The organism is Pseudomonas fluorescens (genome assembly GCF_902497745.1).
GTDB lineage: Bacteria > Pseudomonadota > Gammaproteobacteria > Pseudomonadales > Pseudomonadaceae > Aquipseudomonas > Aquipseudomonas fluorescens_BM.
Window position 1 is genome coordinate 149,582 of record NZ_CABVHJ010000013.1, and the last position, 21,632, is coordinate 171,213.

Here is a 21,632-nt window from a genome sequence, read left to right on the forward strand (position 1 = left end):
TTATAAGTCTTGTAGTGGCGCGGTCGCGCTGCGAGCGCCGAGCACGCCGGTAACGATGACATACGTTAGCGCGGCAGCGGCGATCCCTACCAGCGGCGCGACCCACGGCGAGTTGAACGCGGCAACGGTGCCGACCGCGTAGGCCCCGAGTCCCGGCCAGTTGAACGCCGGCAACCGTGCGTCGGCCAGACGCGGATAGTGCCCACGCCAACGGAAGAAAAAGTCCGCCATGATTACCCCGCCAATCGGTGGAATCACCGTGCCGAGCAGAATCAGGTACGGCACCAGCATGTCATACATGCCCAGCAGGGCGAGCAGGGTGCCGATCACTGCGCCGGCTAGGGTCACGGTTTTACGCCGGCCGGTGCGCAGCAGGTTGCAACCGGCGACGGCGAAGTTGTAGATGGTGTTGTCCTGGGTACTCCAGATGTTCAGCAACAGCATGGCCATTGCGGCCATGGCGAAACCTTGCAACAGCAGCACTTCAACCACGTCCGGCTGTTGATAGACGATGGCGCCGTACGCGCCGATCAACACCATCAGGCCGTTGCCAATAAAAAATCCGATCAGGCTGGCCAGTACCGCGACCCGCGCCGAACGCGAGAAACGTGTCCAGTTGGTCGCCTGCGTTGCGCCGCTGACGAAGGTGCCGAACACCAGAGTGATCGCGGTGGACCAGTCCAGCGAACCGCTCGGCACCACGCTGAGCAAGCCTTCGAAACCACCGACTTTCACCGTTGCCACCCACATCGACAGCATCAGTAACAACATCATCGCCGGCACGGCGATGTACGAAAGAATCTCCAGTCCGCGATAGCCGACATAGGCCGTGGCGCAGAACACCAGACCGAACAACACCATCAGCCCGAGCACCGTGCCTTCGTCGAGATCGAAGTATTTGCCGAGCACCACCGCTGCAGTCGCGGTGCCCCAGGCGTACCAGCCGATCTGGGTGAAACCGAGAATCAGGTCGCTGAGCTTGCTGCCGACTTCGCCGAAACAAAAACGGCCCATCAGCACCGAGTTGAGGCCGCTCTTGAAGGCGATGTAACCCAGGCCCGCCGCATACAGACCCAGCAGCAGATTGCCGACGATGATCACCGCCATCATCTCGCCGAAACTGAACGCCACGCCGAGCTTACCGCCGGCAAACATGGTCGCTGTGAAAAACGTGAAGCCCAGTAACACCATCGCCGTGGAGGCCAGGCCTTTGCGCGCATGCATGGGGACTTCGCTGAGGGGGTAATCGTTGCCGGGATCGTTCTGCGTCATGGGGCGGTCCTTGCTGGAAGAGAGGAGTCGCGGGGGAGGGTTGCAGTGGTCGTGCCAAATACCGGTTGGCGCGGGTTATGTATAGACGAGTCGCGCGGATTGGCGCGAAAGCGGTGCACCTGAATACACCCAAGCCCAATGTGGGAGCGAGCCTGCTCGCGAAGGCGGCGTGTCAGGCGACATCTGCAGTGGCTGATTGATCGTTCCCACGCGCAGCAAAGGAATGCAGCGCGGGACGCTCCGCGTCCCACTCCAAAGCCGAACGCGGAGCGTCCGTTGAGGCATTCCCACGCAGAGCGTGGGAACGATCGGTGTCAGGGGCATTTGGGGCCTGTCAGAGAAAGCGCATCAGGGCGGCGACGATGGCTTCGGGGGCGTCTTCTTGCACGAGGTGGCCGGCGTTGGCAATCGGGTGGAATTGTGATCCCGGGATCATTTGATGTAACGCTCGGCCACGCTCGATGGGGATCCACTGGTCCTCTTCGCCCCAGAGAATCTGCACCGGACAGCGGATCGTCGGGTACAGGCTTTCTGCTTCACGGGTATAGCGCTCGTCCATCTGTGCAATCTGCCGATAGAACGCCGCTTGCCCCGGATCGCCGAGCCACGGTTGCACGTAGGGCGCCAGTTCGTCGTCGTTAATCTCGCGATGAATCGCCCCGCGAATATAGGTCGGCACGATGGCGCGCTGGATGTAGTCAGGCAGGCCGCTGAAAGCCGCTTCATGCTGACGCACATGCTGCACGAATGGCGAACCCCACGGCGTCAGCGCGACCGGATCGATCAGGGTCAGGCTGCGGTAATCCTTGCCGTTGAGCAGGTGTGCACGCAGTACGGTGGCGCCGCCGAAGTCGTGGGCCACCACGTCCGGGCGTTGCAGATTCCAGTGATCGAGCAGTTGTGCCAACAGTTGGTTCTGCACACCGAGGGAGACGTCGGCGTCGGGTTGTTCGGAGCGTCCATAACCCAGCAGGTCGAAATAATGCACGCGGTGTGTGGCAAAAAAGTGCGGAGCGATCCGGTGCCACACGTACGACGAAAACGGCGTGCCATGCACGAACACCAGCGGCGGGCCGTCGCCGCGTATGGCGTAACGAACCGGGTGGCCGTTGAAGTCAAAGACCTGATCCAGCAGCCAGTCTGTCATGGGCCTGTCCTCTTGGCGGGTGGGAGCCAAAAAGCATAGGCGTAAAAAAACAGCCGTGAAGGCTGTTCTCTATTTCCCGGACAAAACACCAATCCCTCTGTAGGAGCTGCCGAAGGCTGCGATCTGTTGATCTTTGTTTTTAAGATCAAGATCAAAAGATCGCAGCCTTCGGCAGCTCCTACAAGGGAGATCTCTCCCAGGTTACTCACCGCGATAGATACAACCGCTGGTGCACGTCTCGTGAATACGGATCGCGCTCAGTTCCGGCAGCAACGGCTTCATTTCATTCCAGATGAATTTGGCCAGCACTTCGCTGGTCGGGTTTTCCAGACCGGGAATGTCGTTCAGGTAGTTGTGATCGAGACGCTCGTACAGCGGCTTGAAGATCGCTTTGATTTCAGAGAAATCGCGGATCCAGCCGGTGTGCGGATCGAGGTCGCCGCTGAGGTGAAGCGCCACTTTGAACGAGTGACCGTGCAGACGCCCGCACTTGTGGCCGTCCGGGACGTGCGGCAGGCGGTGGGCGGATTCGAAAGTAAATTCCTTGAAGATTTCCACAGTATTTTCAGCTCTGTTCAGATGGCGTTCGCCGCAGCGATTCGGGCAGGCGGCGAGTTTACCAGCTTGCGTTTGGCCGTGCTGACTAAAGGGTCAGCAAGCGCTCGGCGAGGCGACCATTGGCAGTCAGTTCAAGGAACTCATCGCCGAGGCGACGGCTCTCGTCCATCGCTGCGTGCCAGTATTTCTGCCGGCTCGCTGCATCGCCCATAAAGCGCTTGAAGTCGTTGCGGTCGGGCAGTTTGCCGTAGGGCAGGCGCGCCAGATATTCCTTGGATGGCGCGAGCAACAGCACGTCCTGCAAGCGTTCCACTGAGGCCTTGCGCCATGGCAGGGTCTTGTCGAACCAGCCCGGAATCACCCGGTCGGTGAAGTGTGGGTAGAGCACGATGCCGTCGCCGCTGTAGGGCAGGTCGAGGTGATAGTCGAGCAGACCACCGTCGCGGAAAGTGCCGGCGCCAGCACCCGGCAAGTCGCGCACGCCTTCCATGACCATCGGGATCGAACCCGAAGCCAGCAGCGCTTGGCGCAGATTACCGGCATTCAGCGCGACGAAACGCGACGGGAAGTCGTTCAGTGCATTCACCGGAGGCGCGAGGCGCGGGTCGTGGATGATCAGCCGTTCGAAGTGCCGCGACAGCCGCGCGCGGCCGCGCAGGTTGTCGGCGATCACCGAGCCCAGTGCCAGACCGAGGCGACCGCGATGATCATCGGCCAGACGCCCCTGACTTTTCACCACCATGATGTTCAAGCGGTAATGCGCGTTGTCGAGGATGCTCGCATCGCGGCCGTCGAGCAGATCATTGAGCATGCGTTGCGAGCTCTGACTGATCTCGGCCATGGTCACGCCTTTGTTGAAGTTCTGCTCGGCGTACAGATGACCGAGGCGGCGGATGCCTTCGGCGGCGTCCGGCAGGCAGGCACTGGCGAAGCGCCAGGAACCGACCGAGGCGCCGATCAGCGAGCGTTCACGCGGTGCGCTCGGCAGCCATTCGCCGAACAACGCCAGATCCAGCCCCTGAATCCCCAACGCCTTCGGCCCACCGGCGGCGCCGGGCAAAGTGCTGACGTCGGCAGCGTTCAGGCCTTGCGCACGAATACGCGCCATGGCCCGCGGGCCGGCCTTGAGGGTGAGGGCGGGGAATTTGATGTGGATGGCGGTCATACCGGTCTCGATCGTTAGCAAGCGAACAATTATAAGCACATGTTACAAAATTCTGTAGGAGCTGCCGAAGGCTGCGATCCTTTGATCTTGTCTTTTCAAAACAAAATCAAAAGATCGCAGCCTTCGGCAGCTCCTACACGGGGGTCATGTGTTGAGCTGGGGCAATGATGGCAATTCAGTTTCAGTTAAGTTCATCCCGCTAAGGTGCCCACCGTAAAGCAACACATAAAAATACGGAGACTCCATGAAAACCCTGACTGCCCTGTCCATTGCCTCGATCATCGGCTTCACTGCCAGCCTCGCCCATGCCCGCGACCTCGGCCCTGACGAAGCCCTGCGTCTGCGTGACGCTGGTACTATCGTCTCCTTCGAGAAGCTCAACGCCACCGCGTTGGCCAAACATCCGGGTTCGACGATCACTGAGACCGAGCTGGAAGAAGAGTACGGCAAGTACATCTACCAGATCGAAATGCGCGATGCGCAGGGCGTCGATTGGGATCTGGAATTAGACGCGGTGACTGGGCAGGTTCTCAAGGATCATCAGGATAAGTAATGAAGGTTAATGTTCGCGCCACCAGCCGTACGGCATTGGCGCTGGTGATTTTCTGCTCGGCAGCAATGGCCCGCGACCTCGATCAGGACGAGGCTCTGAGTCTGCGGGAGAAGGGCGTGATCCTGCCGCTGGAGCAAGTACTGCAGCAGGCGATGGATCGCTATCCCGGCGCAAAGTTGCTGGAAGTCGAGCTGGAAGAAAAACACGACGTCTACATTTATGAAGTCGAGTTGCTGACCGTCGAAGGTGTCGCCCGTGAGCTGCACTTGAAGGCCGATACCGGTGAACTTGTGAAAGACAAGGAAGATTGATCGATGCGTTTGCTATTGGTGGAAGACCACGTACCGCTGGCCGACGAACTGCTCGCCGGCCTGCAACGCCAGGGTTACGCGGTGGATTGGCTGGCGGACGGTCGTGACGCGCTGTATCAGGGCAGCAGCGAGCCCTATGACCTGATCATTCTCGACCTCGGCCTGCCCGGTGTGCCGGGGCTTGAGGTGTTGGCGCAGTGGCGTGCCGGCGGCCTGGCGATTCCGGTGCTGATCCTCACGGCGCGTGATTCCTGGGCCGAGCGCATCGAAGGCCTGAAGGCCGGTGCCGATGACTACCTGACCAAACCGTTTCACCCCGAAGAATTGCAGTTGCGCATTCAATCGCTGTTGCGCCGCTCCAAGGGCCAGTCCAATCAGCCGACATTACAGGCTGCGGGGCTGCATCTGGACGAGGGTCGGCAATGCGTGGTTCGCGACGGCGCTGACATTCAACTGACCGCCGCCGAATTTCGCCTGTTGCGCTATTTCATGCTGCACCCGGAACAGATCCTCTCCAAAAGCCACCTCGCCGAACACCTTTACGACGGTGAAACCGAGCGCGATTCCAACGTCCTCGAAGTGCACGTCAATCACCTGCGGCGCAAGCTCGGCAAAAGCGTGATCGAAACCCGTCGCGGCCAGGGTTACCTGTTCGGCGGGCAAGCTTCGTGAGGTCGATCCAGCGCCGCTTGAGCCTGGGGTTGATCAGCGTCATGGTGATCGTCGGCGTGGTACTGGCGCAAACCAGTCTGTGGTTGTTCGAGGTGGGTTTGCAGCGCTATCTCGAAGCGGGTCTGCGCAACGACAGCGAAAGTCTGCTGGTGGCATTGGTGCGCGGGCCGCAAGGCTTGCAACTGGATGAGCGGCATCTGTCGCCGGCCTATCAGCGACCGTTTTCCGGGCATTACTTTCGTATCGATTTCGCCGACAGCCATTGGCGCTCGCGTTCGTTGTGGGATCAGGATCTGCCGTTGCTCGACCATCCCGGGCTGCACAGCAATCTGCAACTGGGCCCGGACGGTCAGCAGTTGCTGGTGCTGCGCTCGGATTATCGACGCTTGGGCCAGTCGATTTCGATCAGCGTCGCGCAGGATTACACGCCGGTGCGCGAGAGCTTTCAGCGCATGCGTCAGATCGGCCTCGGCCTCGGTTTGGCGGCATTGTTGTTGATTCTGTTCTTGCAGCGATTGACCGTGCGCCGCGCGTTGAAACCGCTGGAAAGGGCCCGCGAACAAATTGCGCAATTGCAGCAGGGCCAGCGCTCGCAACTGGATGATCAGGTGCCGGTGGAGCTGGAGCCGTTGGTGGCGCAAATCAACCATTTGCTCGCGCACACCGAAGACAGCCTCAAGCGCTCGCGCAATGCCTTGGGCAATCTCGGGCACGCCTTGAAAACGCCGCTGGCGGTGCTGTTGAGCCTGGCGTCCAGTGAAAAACTCGATGCTCATCCTGAGCTGCGCAAAGTGCTCAAGGAACAGCTGGAGCAGGTGCAGCAGCGGCTCAATCGTGAATTGAACCGCGCACGGCTGTCCGGTGATGCACTGCCGGGTGCGCTGTTTGATTGCGATGCGGAACTGCCCGGACTTCTGGCGACGTTGAACATGATTCATGGCGAGCATCTGGCGCTGAGCTATGTCGCCCCGGCGGGGTTGCAGTTGCCGTGGGATCGTGAGGATTTGCTCGAGTTGCTCGGCAATCTTTTGGACAACGCCTGCAAATGGGCTGATGCCGAAGTGCGCTTGAGCGTGATCGAACGTACGGACGGCTTTGCCCTGAGCGTGGAAGATGACGGTCCGGGGATTCCCGAAGAGCAGCGCGCTCAGGTATTCAGTCGTGGCACGCGGCTGGATGAGCAGACTGACGGGCATGGGTTGGGGCTGGGGATTGTCCGCGATATCGTCGACACCTGGGGCGGTTTGCTGGTGTTGGGCGAGAGTGAGTGGGGCGGGTTGAAAGTGGTGATTGAGTTGCCTCGGCGGTGAGCCTCTAAAAGCCCCTCACCCTAGCCCTCTCCCAGAGGGAGAGGGGACTGACCGAGGTGTTTGTTCGAGGTACGCCGACGTGAGATACCGAGCTGAACTCAGGTTTTGAAAGCCTTCCCGGGACCGGAGATATCGAATCGAACTCAGGTTTTGAATGACATGAAGATCGGCTCCCTTTCCCCCTCGCCCCCCTTGGGGGGAGAGGGCTGGGGTGAGGGGGGAATCCAACTGACACCCCCCCAATCCAGAATCAAACGCGAAACTGATCCATCAAACTCTGCTGCTGATTCGCCAGACTATTGAGCGACTGACTCACCCGCGCCGACTCATTCGCCTGCCCGGACAGCGACTCGGTGACATCGCGAATCGTCGCCACGTTATTGTTGATCTCCTCGGCCACCGCACTCTGCTCCTCAGCGGCGCTGGCAATCTGCAGGTTCATGTCGCTGATCACCGTCACCGCATCGCCAATCTGGCGCAGCGCAGTCACCGCCTGGCCAACCTGTTCAACGCTACCCTGAGCCTGACGATGGCTGTTGCCCATCGACCCGACCACATCCTGCGTACCGCTCTGCAACTGCTCGATGACCTGACGGGTTTCTTCCACCGACTCTTGCGTGCGGCGCGCGAGGTTGCGCACTTCGTCGGCGACCACCGCAAAACCTCGTCCGGCCTCACCAGCACGCGCCGCTTCGATAGCGGCGTTGAGCGCCAGCAAGTTAGTCTGCTCGGCGATGGCGCGGATGGTCTCCAGCACCGCGCCGATCTTCTCGCTGTTGGCGGCCAGACCTTCGACTTGCACCATCGCCGCGCTCATGTCGGCGGCGAGGGTGTCGATGCTTGCAGTGGTGCGGTCGATCACAGTCAGGCCCTGACGGGTGGCGCGGTCGGCATCCTTGGCCGCTTCGGCCGCCTGCGCGGCGCTGCGCGCGACGTCTTGCGCGGTGGCGCTCATCTCGTGGGAGGCGGTGGCGACCTGATCGACCTGACGGTATTGCTGCTCCATACCGGCGCTGGTCTGGGTGGCAATGGCTGAGGACTGATCGGCGGTGTTGCGCGCGTCCTGCACCGAGCGTTTCACCTCGGCGATGATCGGCTGCAACTTGTCGAGGAACTTGTTGAACCAGCCGGCCAACTGACCGAGTTCGTCCTTTTTGTCGTAGGCCAAGCGACGGGTCAGATCACCTTCGCCGCTGGCGATGTCTTCGAGCATGTGCGCCACGCCGAGGATCGGTTTGGTCACGCTGCGTGCCATCAGCCACACCAGCAGCAAACCGATCAACGCTGCCAGCACGCCGAGGCTCAGTTCGATCAGCGTGCCGGACGTGTTGCTGGCATCCAGTTGTTGCTTGAGCGCTTCGGCGCGGCTAACCAGGACTTTCTCCGGCACATCCAGCAGCACACCCCACGACGGACCACCGGGGATCGGCTGGAACGGCGACAGTACTTTCAACTGACCGTTGCTGTGCAGGCTGCTGACGCTGCTGCTTGACGCGAGTTTGCTCAGCAGTTCGGCGCCGCTGATCGTGTCCACGGCATCCAGACGCTGGCTGAGTTTGCCGGCATCCGGGCTGTAACCGGCGAGCAGGCCGGCGGGGCTGACGATGCTCACGGCGGTCTGGCCGTCATAGAGCTTCCTGCTTGCGCCCTGACTGATGGCTTGCAGGCTGTTGAGGTTGATGTCGACCGACAGCGAAGCGATGACTTTGCCATTGACCTGCAGCGGGAAGACGATGCTGGTCATCAGCACTTTGTGCCCGTCGATCACATAGAAGTACGGTTCGATCACACACGGCTTGAGCGTGGCACGCGGGCAAGTGAACCAGGCATTGGCCGCCTGACCGCTGGGGCCGGTGCTGGTGTCGGTCATGTCGCTTTCCGGCAGGGCCATCGAGGTGACGTTGCCCGGCGTTGGTTGCGACCAGTACAGGGCGAAACGGCCCTTGTCGTTGCTGCCGAGTTCAGCTTGGCCGGCGAACAGTTCATCCTTGCCGTCCAGTGCGTTGGCTTCGAACACCAGCGACAGGCCGAGCAGATCCGGGTTGGCTTGCAGCGCCGATTTGACCTGACGGGTCATGTCTTCACGCAGGTCGAAGGCATCGAGAAAACGCTTCTCGGCCTGCTCGCGCAGGAACAAAACCTGCCGCGAGAAGCCGTGGCCGTACTGATAGGCGTCCATGAACTGCTGGCGAATGCCGGCGGCCTGTACTTCACCTTGCGACTCGATGCGCGCTTGCGCCGACTCGGTGAGCATTTCCATGCTCGAAGCTTTCACCAGTGCAGAACTGTGCTCCATGCGATACAGCGAAAGACCCACCAACAGGGTCACGATACCGGCCAGGCAGAGGCCGGCGAGCAGGGTGATTTTCCATTGGATGGAAAGTTGTCTGAGCGACATGGAGACGTCCTTATTCGATAAATATCTGAGACTTTGCACTGTAACGGCCGCAAATCGGCTTTCTTTATCCTTGAAACACAATATGACCAATTGCCGCATCCGGTGATCTACACCTTTCAACGTCTTGATCGTTCCCACGCGCAGCAAAGGAATGCAGCCCGGGACGCTCCGCGTCCCAAAGCGGACGCAGAGCGTCCATTGAGGCGTTACCACGCAGAGCGTGGGAACGATCACTGGAGGCGGTGTCGGCTTTGACAAGGGAAGTTCGCTGCGGCACAGTGCGCGCCCTTCTAATAAGACCCTCTTTGCAAATCCGCCAATCAAACGCTGGCGGACTCATTCTGTCTGGCGGTCGGTTTTCCACCGCAGTGTTTTTCGAGGAAGTGAAATGAATGCAGTCATAGCGGCAGTCGGCGTCATGCTGATACTCAGCCTGTCCCGCGTGCACGTAGTGATCGCCTTGATCGTCGGCGCGCTGGTCGGCGGCCTGACCGGTGGTCTGGGCATCGACGCCACGCTCAAGGCGTTCAACAGCGGCCTGGGCGGCGGCGCCACGGTGGCGTTGTCCTACGCCTTGCTTGGTGCTTTCGCCGTGGCGATTGCCAAGTCCGGCTTGGCTCATGCGCTGGCTGACAAAGCGCTGGCGATGGTCGATCGTCAGCACGCGACCGGCGGTGGCAGCGTCAAATGGCTGTTGATCGGCCTGTTGTGGGTGGTGGCGATCGCTTCGCAGAACATCCTGCCTATCCACATCGCGTTCATTCCGCTGCTGGTGCCGCCGCTTTTATATGTGCTGACCAAGCTGCAACTCGACCGCCGCTTGATCGCCTGCGTCATGACCTTCGGTCTGATCACCCCGTACATGTTCCTCCCGGTAGGTTTCGGTAACATTTTCCTCAATGAGATTTTGTTGGCGAATGTTGCGCGCAGCGGCGTCGACATCAGCGGCATCAATGTCACCCACGCCATGGGCATTCCGGCGCTGGGCATGTTGGTGGGGCTGGGCATTGCCTTTATCAGCTACCGCAAAAAGCGCGTTTATGACCTGGCGAAAATCGAGCAAGTCGAACAGGTGGCGGTGCAGTACAACCCGCTCAGCCTGATGATTGCCGGTGTGGCGATTGCCGCCGCGTTCATTATTCAGTTGTTGCTGGACTCGATGATTATCGGGGCGCTGGCCGGCTTCCTGATCTTTTCGGCGTCCGGCATCGTCAAGTGGCGTGAGACCGACGATCTGTTCACCGAAGGCATGAAGATGATGGCGATGATTGGCTTCATCATGATCGCGTCTTCCGGTTTCGGCGAAGTGATCAAGGCTACCGGCGAAGTGCAGACGCTGGTGCAAACGTCGGCGGCGTGGATTGATCACAGCAAGGGCATCGGTGCCTTGATGATGTTGCTGGTGGGTTTGCTGGTGACCATGGGCATCGGTTCGTCCTTCTCGACCGTACCGATCCTGGCGGTGATTTTCGTGCCGCTGTGCGTGCAACTGGGCTTCAGCCCGATCGCGATTGTGTGCATCGTCGGTACCGCTGGTGCTTTGGGCGACGCCGGTTCGCCGGCCTCGGATTCGACCCTCGGCCCGACCTCCGGTCTGAACATCGACGGCCAGCATCACCACATCTGGGACACCGTGGTGCCAACTTTCTTGCACTACAACCTGCCGCTGCTGGCGTTCGGCTGGGTGGCAGCGATGGTCCTCTGAACCCCGCCGATCTCCTGTGGGAGCGAGCTTGCTCGCGAAAGCGGTGTATCAGCGACTTAAGGGTTGACTGATACGACGCCTTCGCGAGCAAGCTCGCTCCCACAGGGGAATGGGGTAATCCCTTTGCTCAACTTTTGTAATGACGTGCCGTTAAAGCCTTTAACCACGCCAATAAAACCAAAAGAGTGAGCTCCCACAATGCGCCTGAGCCTCAAGGCTAAAGTCCTGTCCCTTGCCGTTCTACCGGTATTGCTCTTTGCGCTGGTCATCAGCCTGACCACGCTGTTCATCCTCCAGGAACAGGCGCACAAAGAGGTCGAACAGACCCGAGAGCGCCTGCTCGGCGATGCCAAAGCCACTCTGCAAAGTTACGTCGCCGTGGCCATGACCACGATCAAACCGCTGTACGACGCCGCCGCGCCGGGTGACAACGAGGCACGGGCGCAGGCGATCAAGTTGCTTTCGGGTATTCGCTACGGCAAGGACGGCTACTTCTTCGGTTACGACTCCGAGACCGTGCGCCTGTTCAAGGCCAATGACCCCGAAGGCGTGGGCAAAAGCTTCAAGGACAACCGCGATCCGAATGGCGTTTACGTCAATCTCGGCCTGGTGAAAGTGGCGAAGGACGGCACGCACTATCTGCAGTACAGCTCGCCGTTGCCGGGTAATGCCAAGGTGTTGGTACCGAAACTCGGTTACACCGAATACCTGGCCAAGTGGGACATGGCGGTCGGTACGTCGGTCAACCTCGACGGCATCGAAGCGCAAGTGGCGCTGGTTGAAGCGCAGGTGCAGGAACGCATGCAAGGCGTGGTGCTGAGCATCGTCGGCGTGGCGGTGGTGGTGCTGTTGGTGATCGCGGCGGCGGGGATGCTGCTGGCCAATACCATTTTGCGTCCACTGACCCTGATGAAAGCCAACCTCGATGACATTGCAGCGGGCGAGGGCGATCTGACCCGTCGCTTGAACATCACCAGCCAGGACGAACTCGGCGAACTGGCCGGCTCGTTCAATCGCTTCGTCGACAAGATCCATGGCCTGGTGCGGCAGATCACCGAGATGACCACGCAACTGACCGGGCTGGTGACGCAGGTTTCGGATCAGGCCCAGCGCTCGGATCAGGCGATGGAGCGTCAGCGTCACGAAACCGATCAGGTCGCCACGGCGATCAACGAGATGTCCGCCGCCGCACAAGAAGTAGCGAAGAGCGCGCAGAACGCAGCCGTCGCCGCCCAGCAGACCGACGAAGAAGGTCAGAGTGCCAAGCGCGTGGTGGCGGGCAGCATCAAACAGATTCATGCCTTGGTCGATGACATCCGCAGCAGCGGCGTGTCGCTCGACAGCCTGCAGCAGGACGTGACGTCGATTGTTGGTGTGCTCGGGGTGATTCGTTCGATCGCCGAGCAGACCAACCTGCTGGCGCTGAACGCGGCGATTGAAGCGGCGCGGGCGGGTGAGGCGGGGCGTGGTTTTGCGGTGGTGGCAGATGAGGTGCGGGCGCTGGCCAGCCGTACGCAGATCAGCACCCAGGAAATTCAGGGGATGATCGATCGCTTGCAGGCTGGTACGCAGCAAGCGGTAGAGGCGATGCGTCGTTCCAGTGAGGCGGGTGACGGCACTTCACAGCAAGCCAATCAGGCCGGGGCGTCGCTGGATGCGATGGCCGAGCTGATCGCGACGATCAACTCGATGAACGCGCAGATTGCCAGTGCGGCGGAAGAGCAGACGGCGGTGGCCGAAGAGATCAACCGCAGCGTGCATCAGATTGCGGTGGCGGTGGATAGCGTGGCTGATGAAACGCAGTTGGGTGCGCAGACTTCGCGCAGTCTGGCGGAGCTGGGGCAGCGCCTGGGCAAACTCGTGGGTCAGTTCCGGATCTGACCGCCTGAAAAGCCCCTCACCCTAACCCTCTCCCAGGGGGAGAGGGGACTGATTGGGGGATGCTATGGAACTACGCCGACCTGAAACAGCTTTACCGAATCCATAATCGACTGAATCTTTCCGGTCGATGGATGAACCGAGACACCTCGGTCAGTCCCCTCTCCCTCCGGGAGAGGGCTAGGGTGAGGGGCTTTTGATCTTCGCTCAAGGCCTATCCCAGTAAGGCACTTCACCAAAGCATTCGACGAAGAAATCAATCACCGTCCGCACCTTCACCGACAACCTGCGGCTCCCCGGCCACAACACCGCAATCTGCTGCGGTTCCAGACTGTTCGACACCTGATACTCACCCAGCACCGGCACCAGCGTGCCGTCGCGCACCGCTTCGCCAATCAGCCATGACGGAAACATCACCAGGCCCAACCCCTGCTCGGCGGCTTGGGTAAGGGTGTCAGCGTGGTTGCCAGTGATCGGGCCTTTCACCGAGTACGGCGTCCAGTCCTCGCCATCGCGGCGGAAAAACCAGCGCTGCTGGCCGGTCGCGCCTTTGTAGGCCAGGCACTGGTGTTGCGCGAGATCTTCAGGTTTCTGCGGCGTGCCGTGGCGCTGGAGATACGCCGGGCTGGCCGCGACCTGAAAGCGATGCGGCGCCAGAATCCGCGCCTGCATGCTCGAGTCGTGCAGCGGGCCGATGCGGAACAGCAAATCCGCGCCTTCCTGTAACGGGTCGACGTAATGGTCGGTCTGCTGGATATCCAGTTGCAGTTTCGGATAACGCGCACACAACTTGCCCAGCCACGGCGTCAGGTGCCGCTGGCCGAACACCACCGGGGCGTTGATGCGCACAAGGCCCGTGGGTTCGCTTTGCTGTTCCTGCAACGCCTGTTCGGCTTCCTCCAGTTGCACCAGCACGAGCCGCGCATGATGACCGAGCATGCGCCCGGCTTCGGTCGGCGTGACGGCGCGGGTGTGGCGGTAGAGCAATTGCTGGTTCAGCGCCTGCTCCATCAACTGGATCTGCCGGGAGATCGAGGAGGGCGCCACGCCTTCACGGCGGGCCACTTCGGAGAAACTGCCGTGGTCGAGTACCGCGACAAACAGCCTTAGCGCTTTGAATCCGAGTTCGTTGAGCCCGTGCATTGTTTGTCCTGCTGTGCGAGTTACGCAAAAGTGTTGTCCGGATGCTCCCATTTATCGCACAGCTTCGCCAGCCGATAATCCGCGCCATCGTTTACTTGGGTGGAAGGTTGTTTATGCAGACGTTGGATGAGGTCGCCGTTGCGGCGCCGGTGAAGAAGGCGGGGTTGCGCCTGTTGTTACTGCCGCTGGTGATTCTCGCGGGCATGGGGTTATCGGTGGAGGCGGGGTTGCTCGGGCCATTGGGTGTGCAGGTCGGGCATCTGTGGGCGACCTTGAGCATCTTCGGGGTTGGCTCGGCGATTCTGTTTTTGCTGCTGTTGTTCGCCGGCCCGCAAAAAGGCCCGGCCCTGACTGATCTGCCGCGCTGGCAGTTGATCGGCGGGTTTCTGGGGCCGATGTATGTGGTGGTGTTGACCTTGGCGACGCCGCATATCGGTATTGCCATGACGATGATTGCGATCTTGTCCGGGCAGGTTGGCAAGAGTGTGTTGATTGACCATTTCGGTTGGTTCGGGGCGACTCGCAAGAAGGTCAACGCTGAGCGGTGGCTGGCGTTGGGGTTGATCGTGGTGGCTTTGGTTTTGATTGCGCGGGGGTGAGTGATGAGTCTGGTTATTTTGTTGGCGGTGGTGGTGTTGGCCGGTGCGGTGTTGAGTGTGCAGGCGGCTATCAATGGGCGTTTGGGCGAGAGCGTTGGTGTGTTGCGCAGTAGTTTGCTGACATTCGTTGTGGGCGCGGTTTCTACCGGGTTGTTGATTTTGTTTTTTGAGCCGGCGCATGCGCTGAGTCTTTTGGATGTGCCGAAGTGGCAGTTGACCGGGGCGTTGTTTGGCGTGGTGTACATGATGGTGATGGTCGGGGCGGTGCCGGTGGTGGGGACGGCTGTGGCGACGGTGGCGGTGATTGTCGGGCAGTTGGGGATGGGGATGTTGATTGATAATTTTGGCTGGTTGGGGAATCCGGCGATTGAGCTGTCTGGTTCGCGGATTTTGGCGATGGTGTGTTTGGGGGTGGCTTTGGTGTTTATGTATCGGAGTTCGCGTCAGGCTGGGTGAATTGAGTTGAGTACATATCCGTTGCTGCGGGTGTTGCTGATTAGGGTTCCGCCCTTACGGCGGGTCACTTTTGGCAAACGCCCGGAATGCCGGCCCAGCCAAAAGTAACCAAAAGGGCTTGCTCCTACGTGCGGCCCGCTCGCTGGGGCTCGGGGTTCCTTCGCTGCGGGATCGATCCGGGCGCAGCGCCTACGGTTTGCTTCGCTGCACCTCCTCTCGCTGTGTTTGGCTGCGCCAAACGGTCGCTGCGCTCCCACGCCCGGATCAATCCCTCCACTCAGCCTTCCGACGTCGCCCGTGGATCAAGATCAAGAGCAGGCGAGCTGACACTCGGCCTATTGAGTGGTGAAGAGCGGGTGTTCGGCTTTGGATTTGTGGTGGATTTGCCCCTCACCCCAGCCCTCTCCCGAGGGAGAGGGGGCCGGTTTGTGTGTTTTACAAAGCCTGAGTTCAACTCGATATCGCACGTCGGCGTACCTCCCCCAAATACCGCAATCAGTTCCCTCTCCCTCTGGGAGAGGGCTAGGGTGAGGGGCTCTTGATCTGATTCAGAATCTGAGTTCGACTCGCTATCTCAGATCGGCGTAGCTCTCCCAAACACCGCAATCAGTTCCCTCTCCCTCTGGGAGAGGGCTAGGGTGAGGGGCTCTTGATCTGGCTTTTGATCTTGCTTTGGCTTTTGATTTTTTGCCCCTTCGGAAGGCCGAGTGAAGGTGTTCATCCGGGGGGTAGGCGCGCAGCGCCGTGCGGCGTAGCCGCATTCATCGAGAGGAGGTGCAGCGAAGCAAACCGTAGGCGATGCCCCCGGATGGACAACGTAGCGAGGGAACACTGAGCCTCAGCGAAGTACCGTACGCCGGGGCAAGCCTTTTTGGTTACTTTTTCGGCGTCTGGAAAAAGTGACCCGCCGTAAGGGCGGAACCCTAAGCGGCCGTTACCGCAGCAACGGATATGCCCCCAAACCCAAACCCAAAACCCCAATCCCAATCCCAAACAAAATCAAAAGATCGCAGCCTGCGGCAGCTCCTACACTGGTTATCAAGGCTTGCCCATCAAGCCCCAGACAACCCCCACCCTAGGAGTCTGTCCCATGCCCGATAGAAAATGCGATTGTCCCAACTGCAAATGCACCATCAAGGAAGGCGATCATTCCTACGCAGTTCACGGCAAACACTATTGCTGTGAGGCCTGTGCTCACCACCACAAGAGTGGCGAAGAATGTTCAACCAAGGGCTGTAAATGCGCCCACGGATGACGAACGACGCATAAAAAAGTGGAGCCTAATCAGGCTCCACTTCCAGTTTCATACTTTCATCATCCAGCCGCTCTGTATGCCTCACGGTACCTTGCAGCCGTCGCCCTTCAACCCTGACCACGACGGTTTTCGCCTGGTCCAGATCTTCAGGCAGCGGCGCCGGCACTCGCAAGGCAAAGCGAAACGGGTCACCTTCGACCGCCTCCAGCCCGACGCGGCAATCCACGCTTTTGGTAATACGCCCGAACAGCGTATCGAGGCCGTAGTCCAGATGCGCCGGGCTGATGATGTTGCTCATGTTGCATTCCCCCCCGAATGATGCCGATCGCTGGGCAGAGCTTAGCTGGTGGTTCGCCAGACCACGTTTTCGACGCCGAATTTTTCCGCCATCGGTTTGCTGGTTTTCTGTACTTTTTCACGGCCAAAACGCGGGATGCGACCGACCCCGGCGTCGCAGCTCGCCCAGTGCCACGCCTCGGCGTTGTCCATCTTGTCCGAGCGGATAATGAACGACTTGGGCGTGCCGTGAAGGGTGTATTCGATGACGTAGAGTTTTGCGTTGTTCATAAAGCCCGTATTCCTCCCTGTGGTAATAGAGGGATCGCGGCGCACCGGGAAAATTCATTCGGATTGTCCGACGGTCTCTATCGTTGGCGACGCCGTGGCGCACTGGTTACCATGGCGTTCCCGCCAACCCCAATGAATGCTCGCCATGGCCCTTGCCGCACCGCCCGATCTCAGTGATACCGATGTGCCCGTGCAACGTGTGGCGCGGACGTATCCGCGTGGCTTGTTTATCGAGCCGCATGAGCATGTCTGGGGCCAGTTGCTGTATGCGATGAGCGGGGTGATGTGGGTCGAGACGCCGAACGAAGCGTTGGTGGTGCCGCCACAGCGGGCGGTGTGGTTGCCGCCCGGCGTGCCGCACGGGATTCGGGTGGTGTCGGATCTGCAGATGCGCAATATCTACTTGCGCCCGGCGTTGGCGGCGACGCTGGATCAGACGGTGCAGGTGATCGAGGTCGGCGGTTTGCTGCGCGAGTTGATCGTTGGGCTGGTGGAGCAGGGTGATAGCGGTGATCCGGCGTACTACGAGGCACTGGTCGGGTTGGCCTTGCTGGAACTGAAGCGCGCAAGGCGTTCGCAATTGAAGATTCCGATGCCGGATGATTCCGACCGACGTTTGATCAACCTGTGCCAGGCGGTGATGGCGGCGCCGTCGCTGGAGATTCCGTTCGAGCAGCATGCAGAAAATGCCGGGGCCAGCGTGCGCACGCTGGCGCGGTTGTTCAAGGACAGCCTCGGCATGGGCTTCGCCGAGTGGCGGCGGCAGGTGCAACTGGCGACGGCGGTGGCGGCGTTGATTCAGGGCGTGGCGGTGAGTGTGATTGCCCGGGAACTCGGCTATTCACCCAGTAGCTTCAGCGACATGTTCCGCCGCGAATTGGGTGTCGCCCCCTCACAATTTGTTGTGGAACACGATTAATCAAGGCTGCATAAACCCCCTGTGGGAGCGAGCTTGCTCGCGAATGCGGTGTACCAGTGAATGGGGAGTGGACTGACACACCGCTTTCGCGAGCAAGCTCGCTCCCACAGGGGGCTGTGGTGTGCACTCGATACTTGTCCGAAATTCAGAAGTCCTTGGCCGATGCCATCCCCGCCGGTTCCCTAAACTTTGCCCATTCCTTTCAACGGGTGGAGTTACTCCCCATGAACTACCTGATTTCGCTGGCCATCGGTCTGGGCGTCGGCCTGTTGTACGGCGCGCTGGATTTTCGTTCTCCGGCGCCACCGGCCATCGCGTTGGTCGGTTTACTCGGCATGTTGGCCGGTGAGCAGCTGTGGCCGATGGGCCGGCAACTGGTCGCGGGCTGGTTGTCCTGAATTCCCTTTTTCTCCTTCGGTGGATGTGTCCATGAAAGCTTTGCAATTCGATAAAACCGGCGACCTGTCTTCCTTGCGCTGCGTCGAGGTGCCGACCCCCGTTCCTGGCGCGAACGAAGTACTCGTGCAGATCAAGGCAGCCGGCCTTAACCCCAGCGATGTGAAAAACGTCCTCGGCCGTTTTCCGTACACCACGCTGCCGCGAATTCCTGGTCGGGATTTCGCCGGTGTCGTCGTCGAAGGCCCGCAGGCGTTGATCGGTCAGGAAGTCTGGGGCACTGGCCGTGAGCTGGGCTTTTTCGCCGACGGCACTCACGCGCAATTCGTCAAACTGCCGGCCAATGGCGTGGCGCACAAACCGTCGCACCTGAGTTTCACTCAGGCCGCCAGCCTCGGCGTGCCGTACACGACGGCGTGGGATGCGCTGGAACGCAGTCTGGTGACGGCCGAAACGCGTTTACTGGTGATCGGCGGCGGGGCGGTAGCGACCGCGGCACTGGCTCTGGCAAAAGTGCGTGGCGCGCAGTTGCTGGCAGCAGCTCGTCGCCCGGAGCAGGTTACGGAGTTGCAGGCGCAGGGCTATCAGACGATTCAGCTGGATAAGCCGGAAGACCTCGGTGCACAGGTCAACGCGGTGTATCGCGGCGGCGCCGATGTGATCTTCGACACCACCGGTTTCTGGTTACCGGCGTCGGTAGCGGCATTGGCCACGTTCGGACGGATCGCGATCATCGCGGCGCCGGTCGATGGGCATGTGCAATTGCCGGCCCTGGCGCTGTATCGCAAGGGCGGCTCGGTGGTCGGGATCAATTCGTTGCTGTATGGCGTTGAAGCTTGCGCGGCGATGCTCGAGCAGTTCGGGCGGTTCTTCGATGAAGGCTTGTTGCCGTTGCCGCAAGGGTTGGTCGAAGCGTCGCTGGCTGAGGGCCTACAGCGTTATGGCGATGTGAATCTGGGCAGCGGCGACAAAGTCATCCTCATTCCCTGACCCACCGCAAAAAACCTGTGGGAGCGAGCCTGCTCGCGAAAGCGGTCTGTCAGCCAATATCTACATCGACTGACACAGCCTCTTCGCGAGCAGGCTCGCTCCCACATTTTTTACTGTGTCGGGCTCAGGATTGCGGGACGCCGTTTTCCCACGCCGACCAGTTTTTCAGGATGTCCTGCACCAGAGGATTACCCGCGCGATAAAGATTCTCCAGCGCCGGCACAAAACCGCCCTGATCGGCGTACTTGAGCAAGTTGTCCACTTCACTGCCGCCCGGCTCAGGACGGTCGAAATCTGAGCCGGCGCGCACTACGGCCAGACGTTGCACATCGACCAGACCTTCGCGACTGGCGCGCAGCAGAGCCTCATAGGTCGAGTTGTCTTCCTGCTGCGTCGTACAGTATTCGCCCTTGTTGTCGGTCAGTAATTTGGTCCAGACCTCGGCCCGTTCGCTCAGTCGCGTGCCGGAAAACCAGGTGTTGCCCGCCAGTGTGTCGCAGCGCGTCACCACCGGCGGCTGGTTGGCCGGAGCTGCCGGGTATTTCAGGCGCCACGCGGCGGACTCCTTGCTTTCGCTCAGTTCGACCTTGTGGCTCAGGGCGAAGGCCTTGGCCTGCAGTTTCGGGTTGAGTTCGAAGACTTCGGTCTTGTAGTCCAGCGGAGGTTTTTCGTTCGGACCCTTGGTATTGATGCCCAGGTAGCCGGTCGGCCAGGTCGACGGCGCATCACGTGAATCGATCTCCCATTGCGTGCCGAATTCCACCAGATAATGCGCCCACGCAGCCGTGCCGATGGTTCCGTGTTTCGGGCTGATCCCGGCAATGCCAGCGATCAGGAAGTAACTTTTGCGCAGGTCGAATTTCGGCGACAAGGCCAATGCCAGAGTCGAGGCGGCGGCGTTGGTCTGGCCCATGCCGGTGGTCAGCAGGCACACCTGCTGTGTGTTGCAGCGAATGCTCGGGTACTCGGCGGACAGGCCCGGCACGCGGATTTCCTGTTTCAGTTCAAGACGATCAATCCAGTGCTGCGCCTCAGGGGCGAACATGGTGATCAACACGACTTTGGGTTGCATCGGCGCCTCGGCCGCCCACGCGGTGGAGGAGAGCAGGGCCGCACCGGCCATGGTCAAACGCATCATTGCTTGCATGGAAAACTCCTTGATTCAGAACTGATAACCGACGCCGGCGTAGTAACCCCAGCCATTGGAACGCGCACGGAAATTACCGTCGCCAAAATTCAGCTCGCTGCCATCTTCCCAGTTGCCGCCGTTGTGGAAATAACGGCCGACCAGGGTGAAGCGCAGGTGCGTGAACGAGTAGAGCAGGACGTTGGTCGCCACCGTCGCATTGGCCGTGCGTGCCGGGTTGTCCTTATGGATGTCCGAGCCGAAATCGAAGTTGGTGAAGCCGATGTAAGTCAGCGACGCGCCGTTGCTGAATTTGTCGATCGGCACGATGTACTTCAGTTGTGCGCGGTAGCCGTCCCACGAGTATTCGTTGCTGGCACCGTAGTTTTCCCACTGATAGCGACCGTAAAGGTTGGCCGACAGATTGACCCGCGAATGGGTGTCGATGTCGGTGCCGAAACCGCTGTACAGCGTGTTGGCGCGGTTCTCTTTGCGGCTGCCGTGGTCGTAGATCCAGTCGAACGCCACGTACCATTCCTTGAACGGACCGATGGCCAGGCTGCGGCCGGCGAGGTAATCAATGGAGATACGCGGTTCGTGTTCCATGAACACCGGTGAGCCGTGATCCCATACGCCTTTGTCGTGGCTGTTGCCAATGTTGAAGATCTTTGGGATGTCGATGTAGCCGTACAGTTCGAACGGACCTTTGCGGCCGAAGTACTCGTATTCCAGATAGATGTCATCGGCCGGTTGCGGGCCGAAGCTGATGTCTTTGCTGCCGATCAGCATCAAGTCCTGGTTGTACCAGTCCGACAGATAGGCACCTTTTTTCGGCGGACTGGCTTCGGGGCTGAGGGCTTCGCCCTGGGCGGATTCTTCGGCTGGCGCCGGTTGCGCCAGAACGCTGTGGCTGAGAACTCCGGTAACGCCGGTCAGTAGCAGGGAAACAGCGAGCGTGCGCGCAAACGGTGCGCGAAAAGGGCATGCGATGGGCATTCAAAGTCCTTTTTTTGCGGATCGAGGCCCGTGTTCCGTGGGCTTGTACGGTTTTGTTACGAAAACGTTGGGATTGAGGTTACGCAAACGTTTGCACAAGGCGTACCAAAACCTTCAATGGGCTGAAAAATCTGTCCTTTTTCAGTATTTCCTGATGGATCGGTCAGGCGCGGGTTTGCGGACCCTACAGTTCCCTGTGGGAGCGAGCTTGCTCGC

The 21,632-nt window shown here is 60.2% G+C and carries 21 protein-coding genes and 3 pseudogenes; 13 read left to right on the forward strand and 11 right to left on the reverse strand.

Annotated elements, in window-relative coordinates; genetic code table 11:
* The 4 genes from codB to F8N44_RS20580 form a co-directional block, all read right to left on the reverse strand.
* Positions 1-1,272: a cytosine permease gene (gene codB, locus F8N44_RS20560; RefSeq protein ID WP_150651589.1), complete on the reverse strand. Its 1,272-nt coding sequence runs from the start codon at positions 1,270-1,272 to the stop codon at positions 1-3.
* 334 nt (positions 1,273-1,606) lie between these two features.
* Complete coding sequence (locus tag F8N44_RS20565) at positions 1,607-2,419, reverse strand: alpha/beta fold hydrolase (RefSeq protein ID WP_150651590.1); 813 nt, start codon at positions 2,417-2,419, stop codon at positions 1,607-1,609.
* A 201-nt stretch (positions 2,420-2,620) separates the two neighbouring features.
* A complete protein-coding gene (queD, locus tag F8N44_RS20575) occupies positions 2,621-2,977 on the reverse strand; it encodes a 6-carboxytetrahydropterin synthase QueD (protein ID WP_007915588.1) in 357 nt (118 codons plus the stop codon).
* An 85-nt stretch (positions 2,978-3,062) separates the two neighbouring features.
* Positions 3,063-4,142, reverse strand: a complete 1,080-nt coding sequence (locus tag F8N44_RS20580; RefSeq protein ID WP_150651591.1) for a patatin-like phospholipase family protein — start codon at positions 4,140-4,142, stop codon at positions 3,063-3,065.
* Positions 4,143-4,386: 244 nt separating this feature from the next.
* Between F8N44_RS20580 and F8N44_RS20590 the strand changes: the two genes are divergently transcribed.
* From F8N44_RS20590 to F8N44_RS20605, 4 genes are read left to right on the forward strand one after another with little or no spacing between them, the layout of a single operon-like run.
* Positions 4,387-4,695: a PepSY domain-containing protein gene (locus tag F8N44_RS20590; RefSeq protein WP_150651592.1), complete on the forward strand. Its 309-nt coding sequence runs from the start codon at positions 4,387-4,389 to the stop codon at positions 4,693-4,695.
* The gene (locus F8N44_RS20595; RefSeq protein ID WP_038362521.1) at positions 4,695-5,006 is read left to right on the forward strand and encodes a PepSY domain-containing protein; all 312 of its coding nucleotides are present in this window, start codon (positions 4,695-4,697) and stop codon (positions 5,004-5,006) included. Before F8N44_RS20590 ends, F8N44_RS20595 begins: the two co-directional genes overlap by 1 nt.
* Before the next feature lie 3 nt (positions 5,007-5,009).
* Positions 5,010-5,678: a response regulator transcription factor gene (locus tag F8N44_RS20600; protein WP_016986295.1), complete on the forward strand. Its 669-nt coding sequence runs from the start codon at positions 5,010-5,012 to the stop codon at positions 5,676-5,678.
* Entirely contained in the window at positions 5,675-6,988 is a 1,314-nt protein-coding gene (locus F8N44_RS20605; protein WP_150651593.1) for a sensor histidine kinase, read from the forward strand. Before F8N44_RS20600 ends, F8N44_RS20605 begins: the two co-directional genes overlap by 4 nt.
* A gap of 250 nt (positions 6,989-7,238) precedes the next feature.
* Here F8N44_RS20605 and F8N44_RS32240 read toward each other — a convergent pair whose 3' ends face one another.
* The gene (locus tag F8N44_RS32240; protein WP_371044236.1) at positions 7,239-7,994 is read right to left on the reverse strand and encodes a methyl-accepting chemotaxis protein; all 756 of its coding nucleotides are present in this window, start codon (positions 7,992-7,994) and stop codon (positions 7,239-7,241) included.
* A 102-nt stretch (positions 7,995-8,096) separates the two neighbouring features.
* Positions 8,097-9,485: pseudogene (locus F8N44_RS32245) on the reverse strand (HAMP domain-containing protein); the annotation flags it as partial.
* A gap of 289 nt (positions 9,486-9,774) precedes the next feature.
* Between F8N44_RS32245 and F8N44_RS20615 the strand changes: the two are divergent.
* The 3 genes and pseudogenes from F8N44_RS20615 to F8N44_RS32255 form a co-directional block, all read left to right on the forward strand.
* Positions 9,775-11,091, forward strand: coding sequence for a Na+/H+ antiporter family protein (locus F8N44_RS20615; protein WP_095121127.1), 1,317 nt, complete (start codon positions 9,775-9,777; stop codon positions 11,089-11,091).
* Between the two features lie 198 nt (positions 11,092-11,289).
* Positions 11,290-12,066 (forward strand): annotated as a pseudogene (locus F8N44_RS32250) (cache domain-containing protein); the annotation flags it as partial.
* Between the two features lie 312 nt (positions 12,067-12,378).
* Positions 12,379-12,972 (forward strand): annotated as a pseudogene (locus tag F8N44_RS32255) (methyl-accepting chemotaxis protein); the annotation flags it as partial.
* Between the two features lie 204 nt (positions 12,973-13,176).
* On the opposite strand, the gene F8N44_RS20625 reads toward F8N44_RS32255, so the two are convergent.
* The gene (locus tag F8N44_RS20625; protein ID WP_150651596.1) at positions 13,177-14,112 is read right to left on the reverse strand and encodes a LysR family transcriptional regulator; all 936 of its coding nucleotides are present in this window, start codon (positions 14,110-14,112) and stop codon (positions 13,177-13,179) included.
* A gap of 113 nt (positions 14,113-14,225) precedes the next feature.
* On the opposite strand from F8N44_RS20625, the gene F8N44_RS20630 reads away from it, so the two are divergent.
* From F8N44_RS20630 to F8N44_RS20640, 3 genes are all read left to right on the forward strand, one after another.
* Positions 14,226-14,711: a DMT family transporter gene (locus F8N44_RS20630; RefSeq protein ID WP_150651597.1), complete on the forward strand. Its 486-nt coding sequence runs from the start codon at positions 14,226-14,228 to the stop codon at positions 14,709-14,711.
* Positions 14,712-14,714: 3 nt separating this feature from the next.
* Entirely contained in the window at positions 14,715-15,167 is a 453-nt protein-coding gene (locus F8N44_RS20635; protein WP_150651598.1) for a DMT family transporter, read from the forward strand.
* Between the two features lie 1,090 nt (positions 15,168-16,257).
* Positions 16,258-16,422, forward strand: coding sequence for a metallothionein (locus F8N44_RS20640; protein WP_122608629.1), 165 nt, complete (start codon positions 16,258-16,260; stop codon positions 16,420-16,422).
* 25 nt (positions 16,423-16,447) lie between these two features.
* On the opposite strand, the gene F8N44_RS20645 is transcribed toward F8N44_RS20640, so the two are convergent.
* Positions 16,448-16,720, reverse strand: coding sequence for a hypothetical protein (locus F8N44_RS20645; protein WP_150651599.1), 273 nt, complete (start codon positions 16,718-16,720; stop codon positions 16,448-16,450).
* 41 nt (positions 16,721-16,761) lie between these two features.
* A complete protein-coding gene (locus F8N44_RS20650) occupies positions 16,762-16,989 on the reverse strand; it encodes a DUF6555 family protein (RefSeq protein ID WP_127929067.1) in 228 nt (75 codons plus the stop codon).
* A gap of 136 nt (positions 16,990-17,125) precedes the next feature.
* Here F8N44_RS20650 and F8N44_RS20655 point away from each other — a divergent pair, with 136 nt between their 5' ends.
* The 3 genes from F8N44_RS20655 to F8N44_RS20665 all read left to right on the forward strand — a co-directional run bounded on the left by F8N44_RS20655 (position 17,126) and on the right by F8N44_RS20665 (position 19,294).
* Complete coding sequence (locus tag F8N44_RS20655; protein WP_150651600.1) at positions 17,126-17,908, forward strand: AraC family transcriptional regulator; 783 nt, start codon at positions 17,126-17,128, stop codon at positions 17,906-17,908.
* Positions 17,909-18,132: 224 nt separating this feature from the next.
* Positions 18,133-18,306 (forward strand): DUF1427 family protein, encoded by a 174-nt coding sequence (locus tag F8N44_RS20660; protein WP_007969534.1) that lies wholly within the window; start codon positions 18,133-18,135, stop codon positions 18,304-18,306.
* A 31-nt stretch (positions 18,307-18,337) separates the two neighbouring features.
* Complete coding sequence (locus F8N44_RS20665) at positions 18,338-19,294, forward strand: quinone oxidoreductase family protein (protein ID WP_150651601.1); 957 nt, start codon at positions 18,338-18,340, stop codon at positions 19,292-19,294.
* A 124-nt stretch (positions 19,295-19,418) separates the two neighbouring features.
* Here the strand turns inward: F8N44_RS20665 and F8N44_RS20675 are convergent, their stop codons facing one another.
* The gene (locus F8N44_RS20675; protein WP_150651603.1) at positions 19,419-20,441 is read right to left on the reverse strand and encodes a purine-nucleoside phosphorylase; all 1,023 of its coding nucleotides are present in this window, start codon (positions 20,439-20,441) and stop codon (positions 19,419-19,421) included.
* A gap of 15 nt (positions 20,442-20,456) precedes the next feature.
* Positions 20,457-21,416 carry a nucleoside-specific channel-forming protein Tsx gene (locus F8N44_RS20680; RefSeq protein WP_150651604.1) on the reverse strand — a complete coding sequence of 320 codons (960 nt, stop codon included), beginning with the start codon at positions 21,414-21,416 and terminating at the stop codon, positions 20,457-20,459.
* Positions 21,417-21,632: the final 216 nt, after the last annotated feature.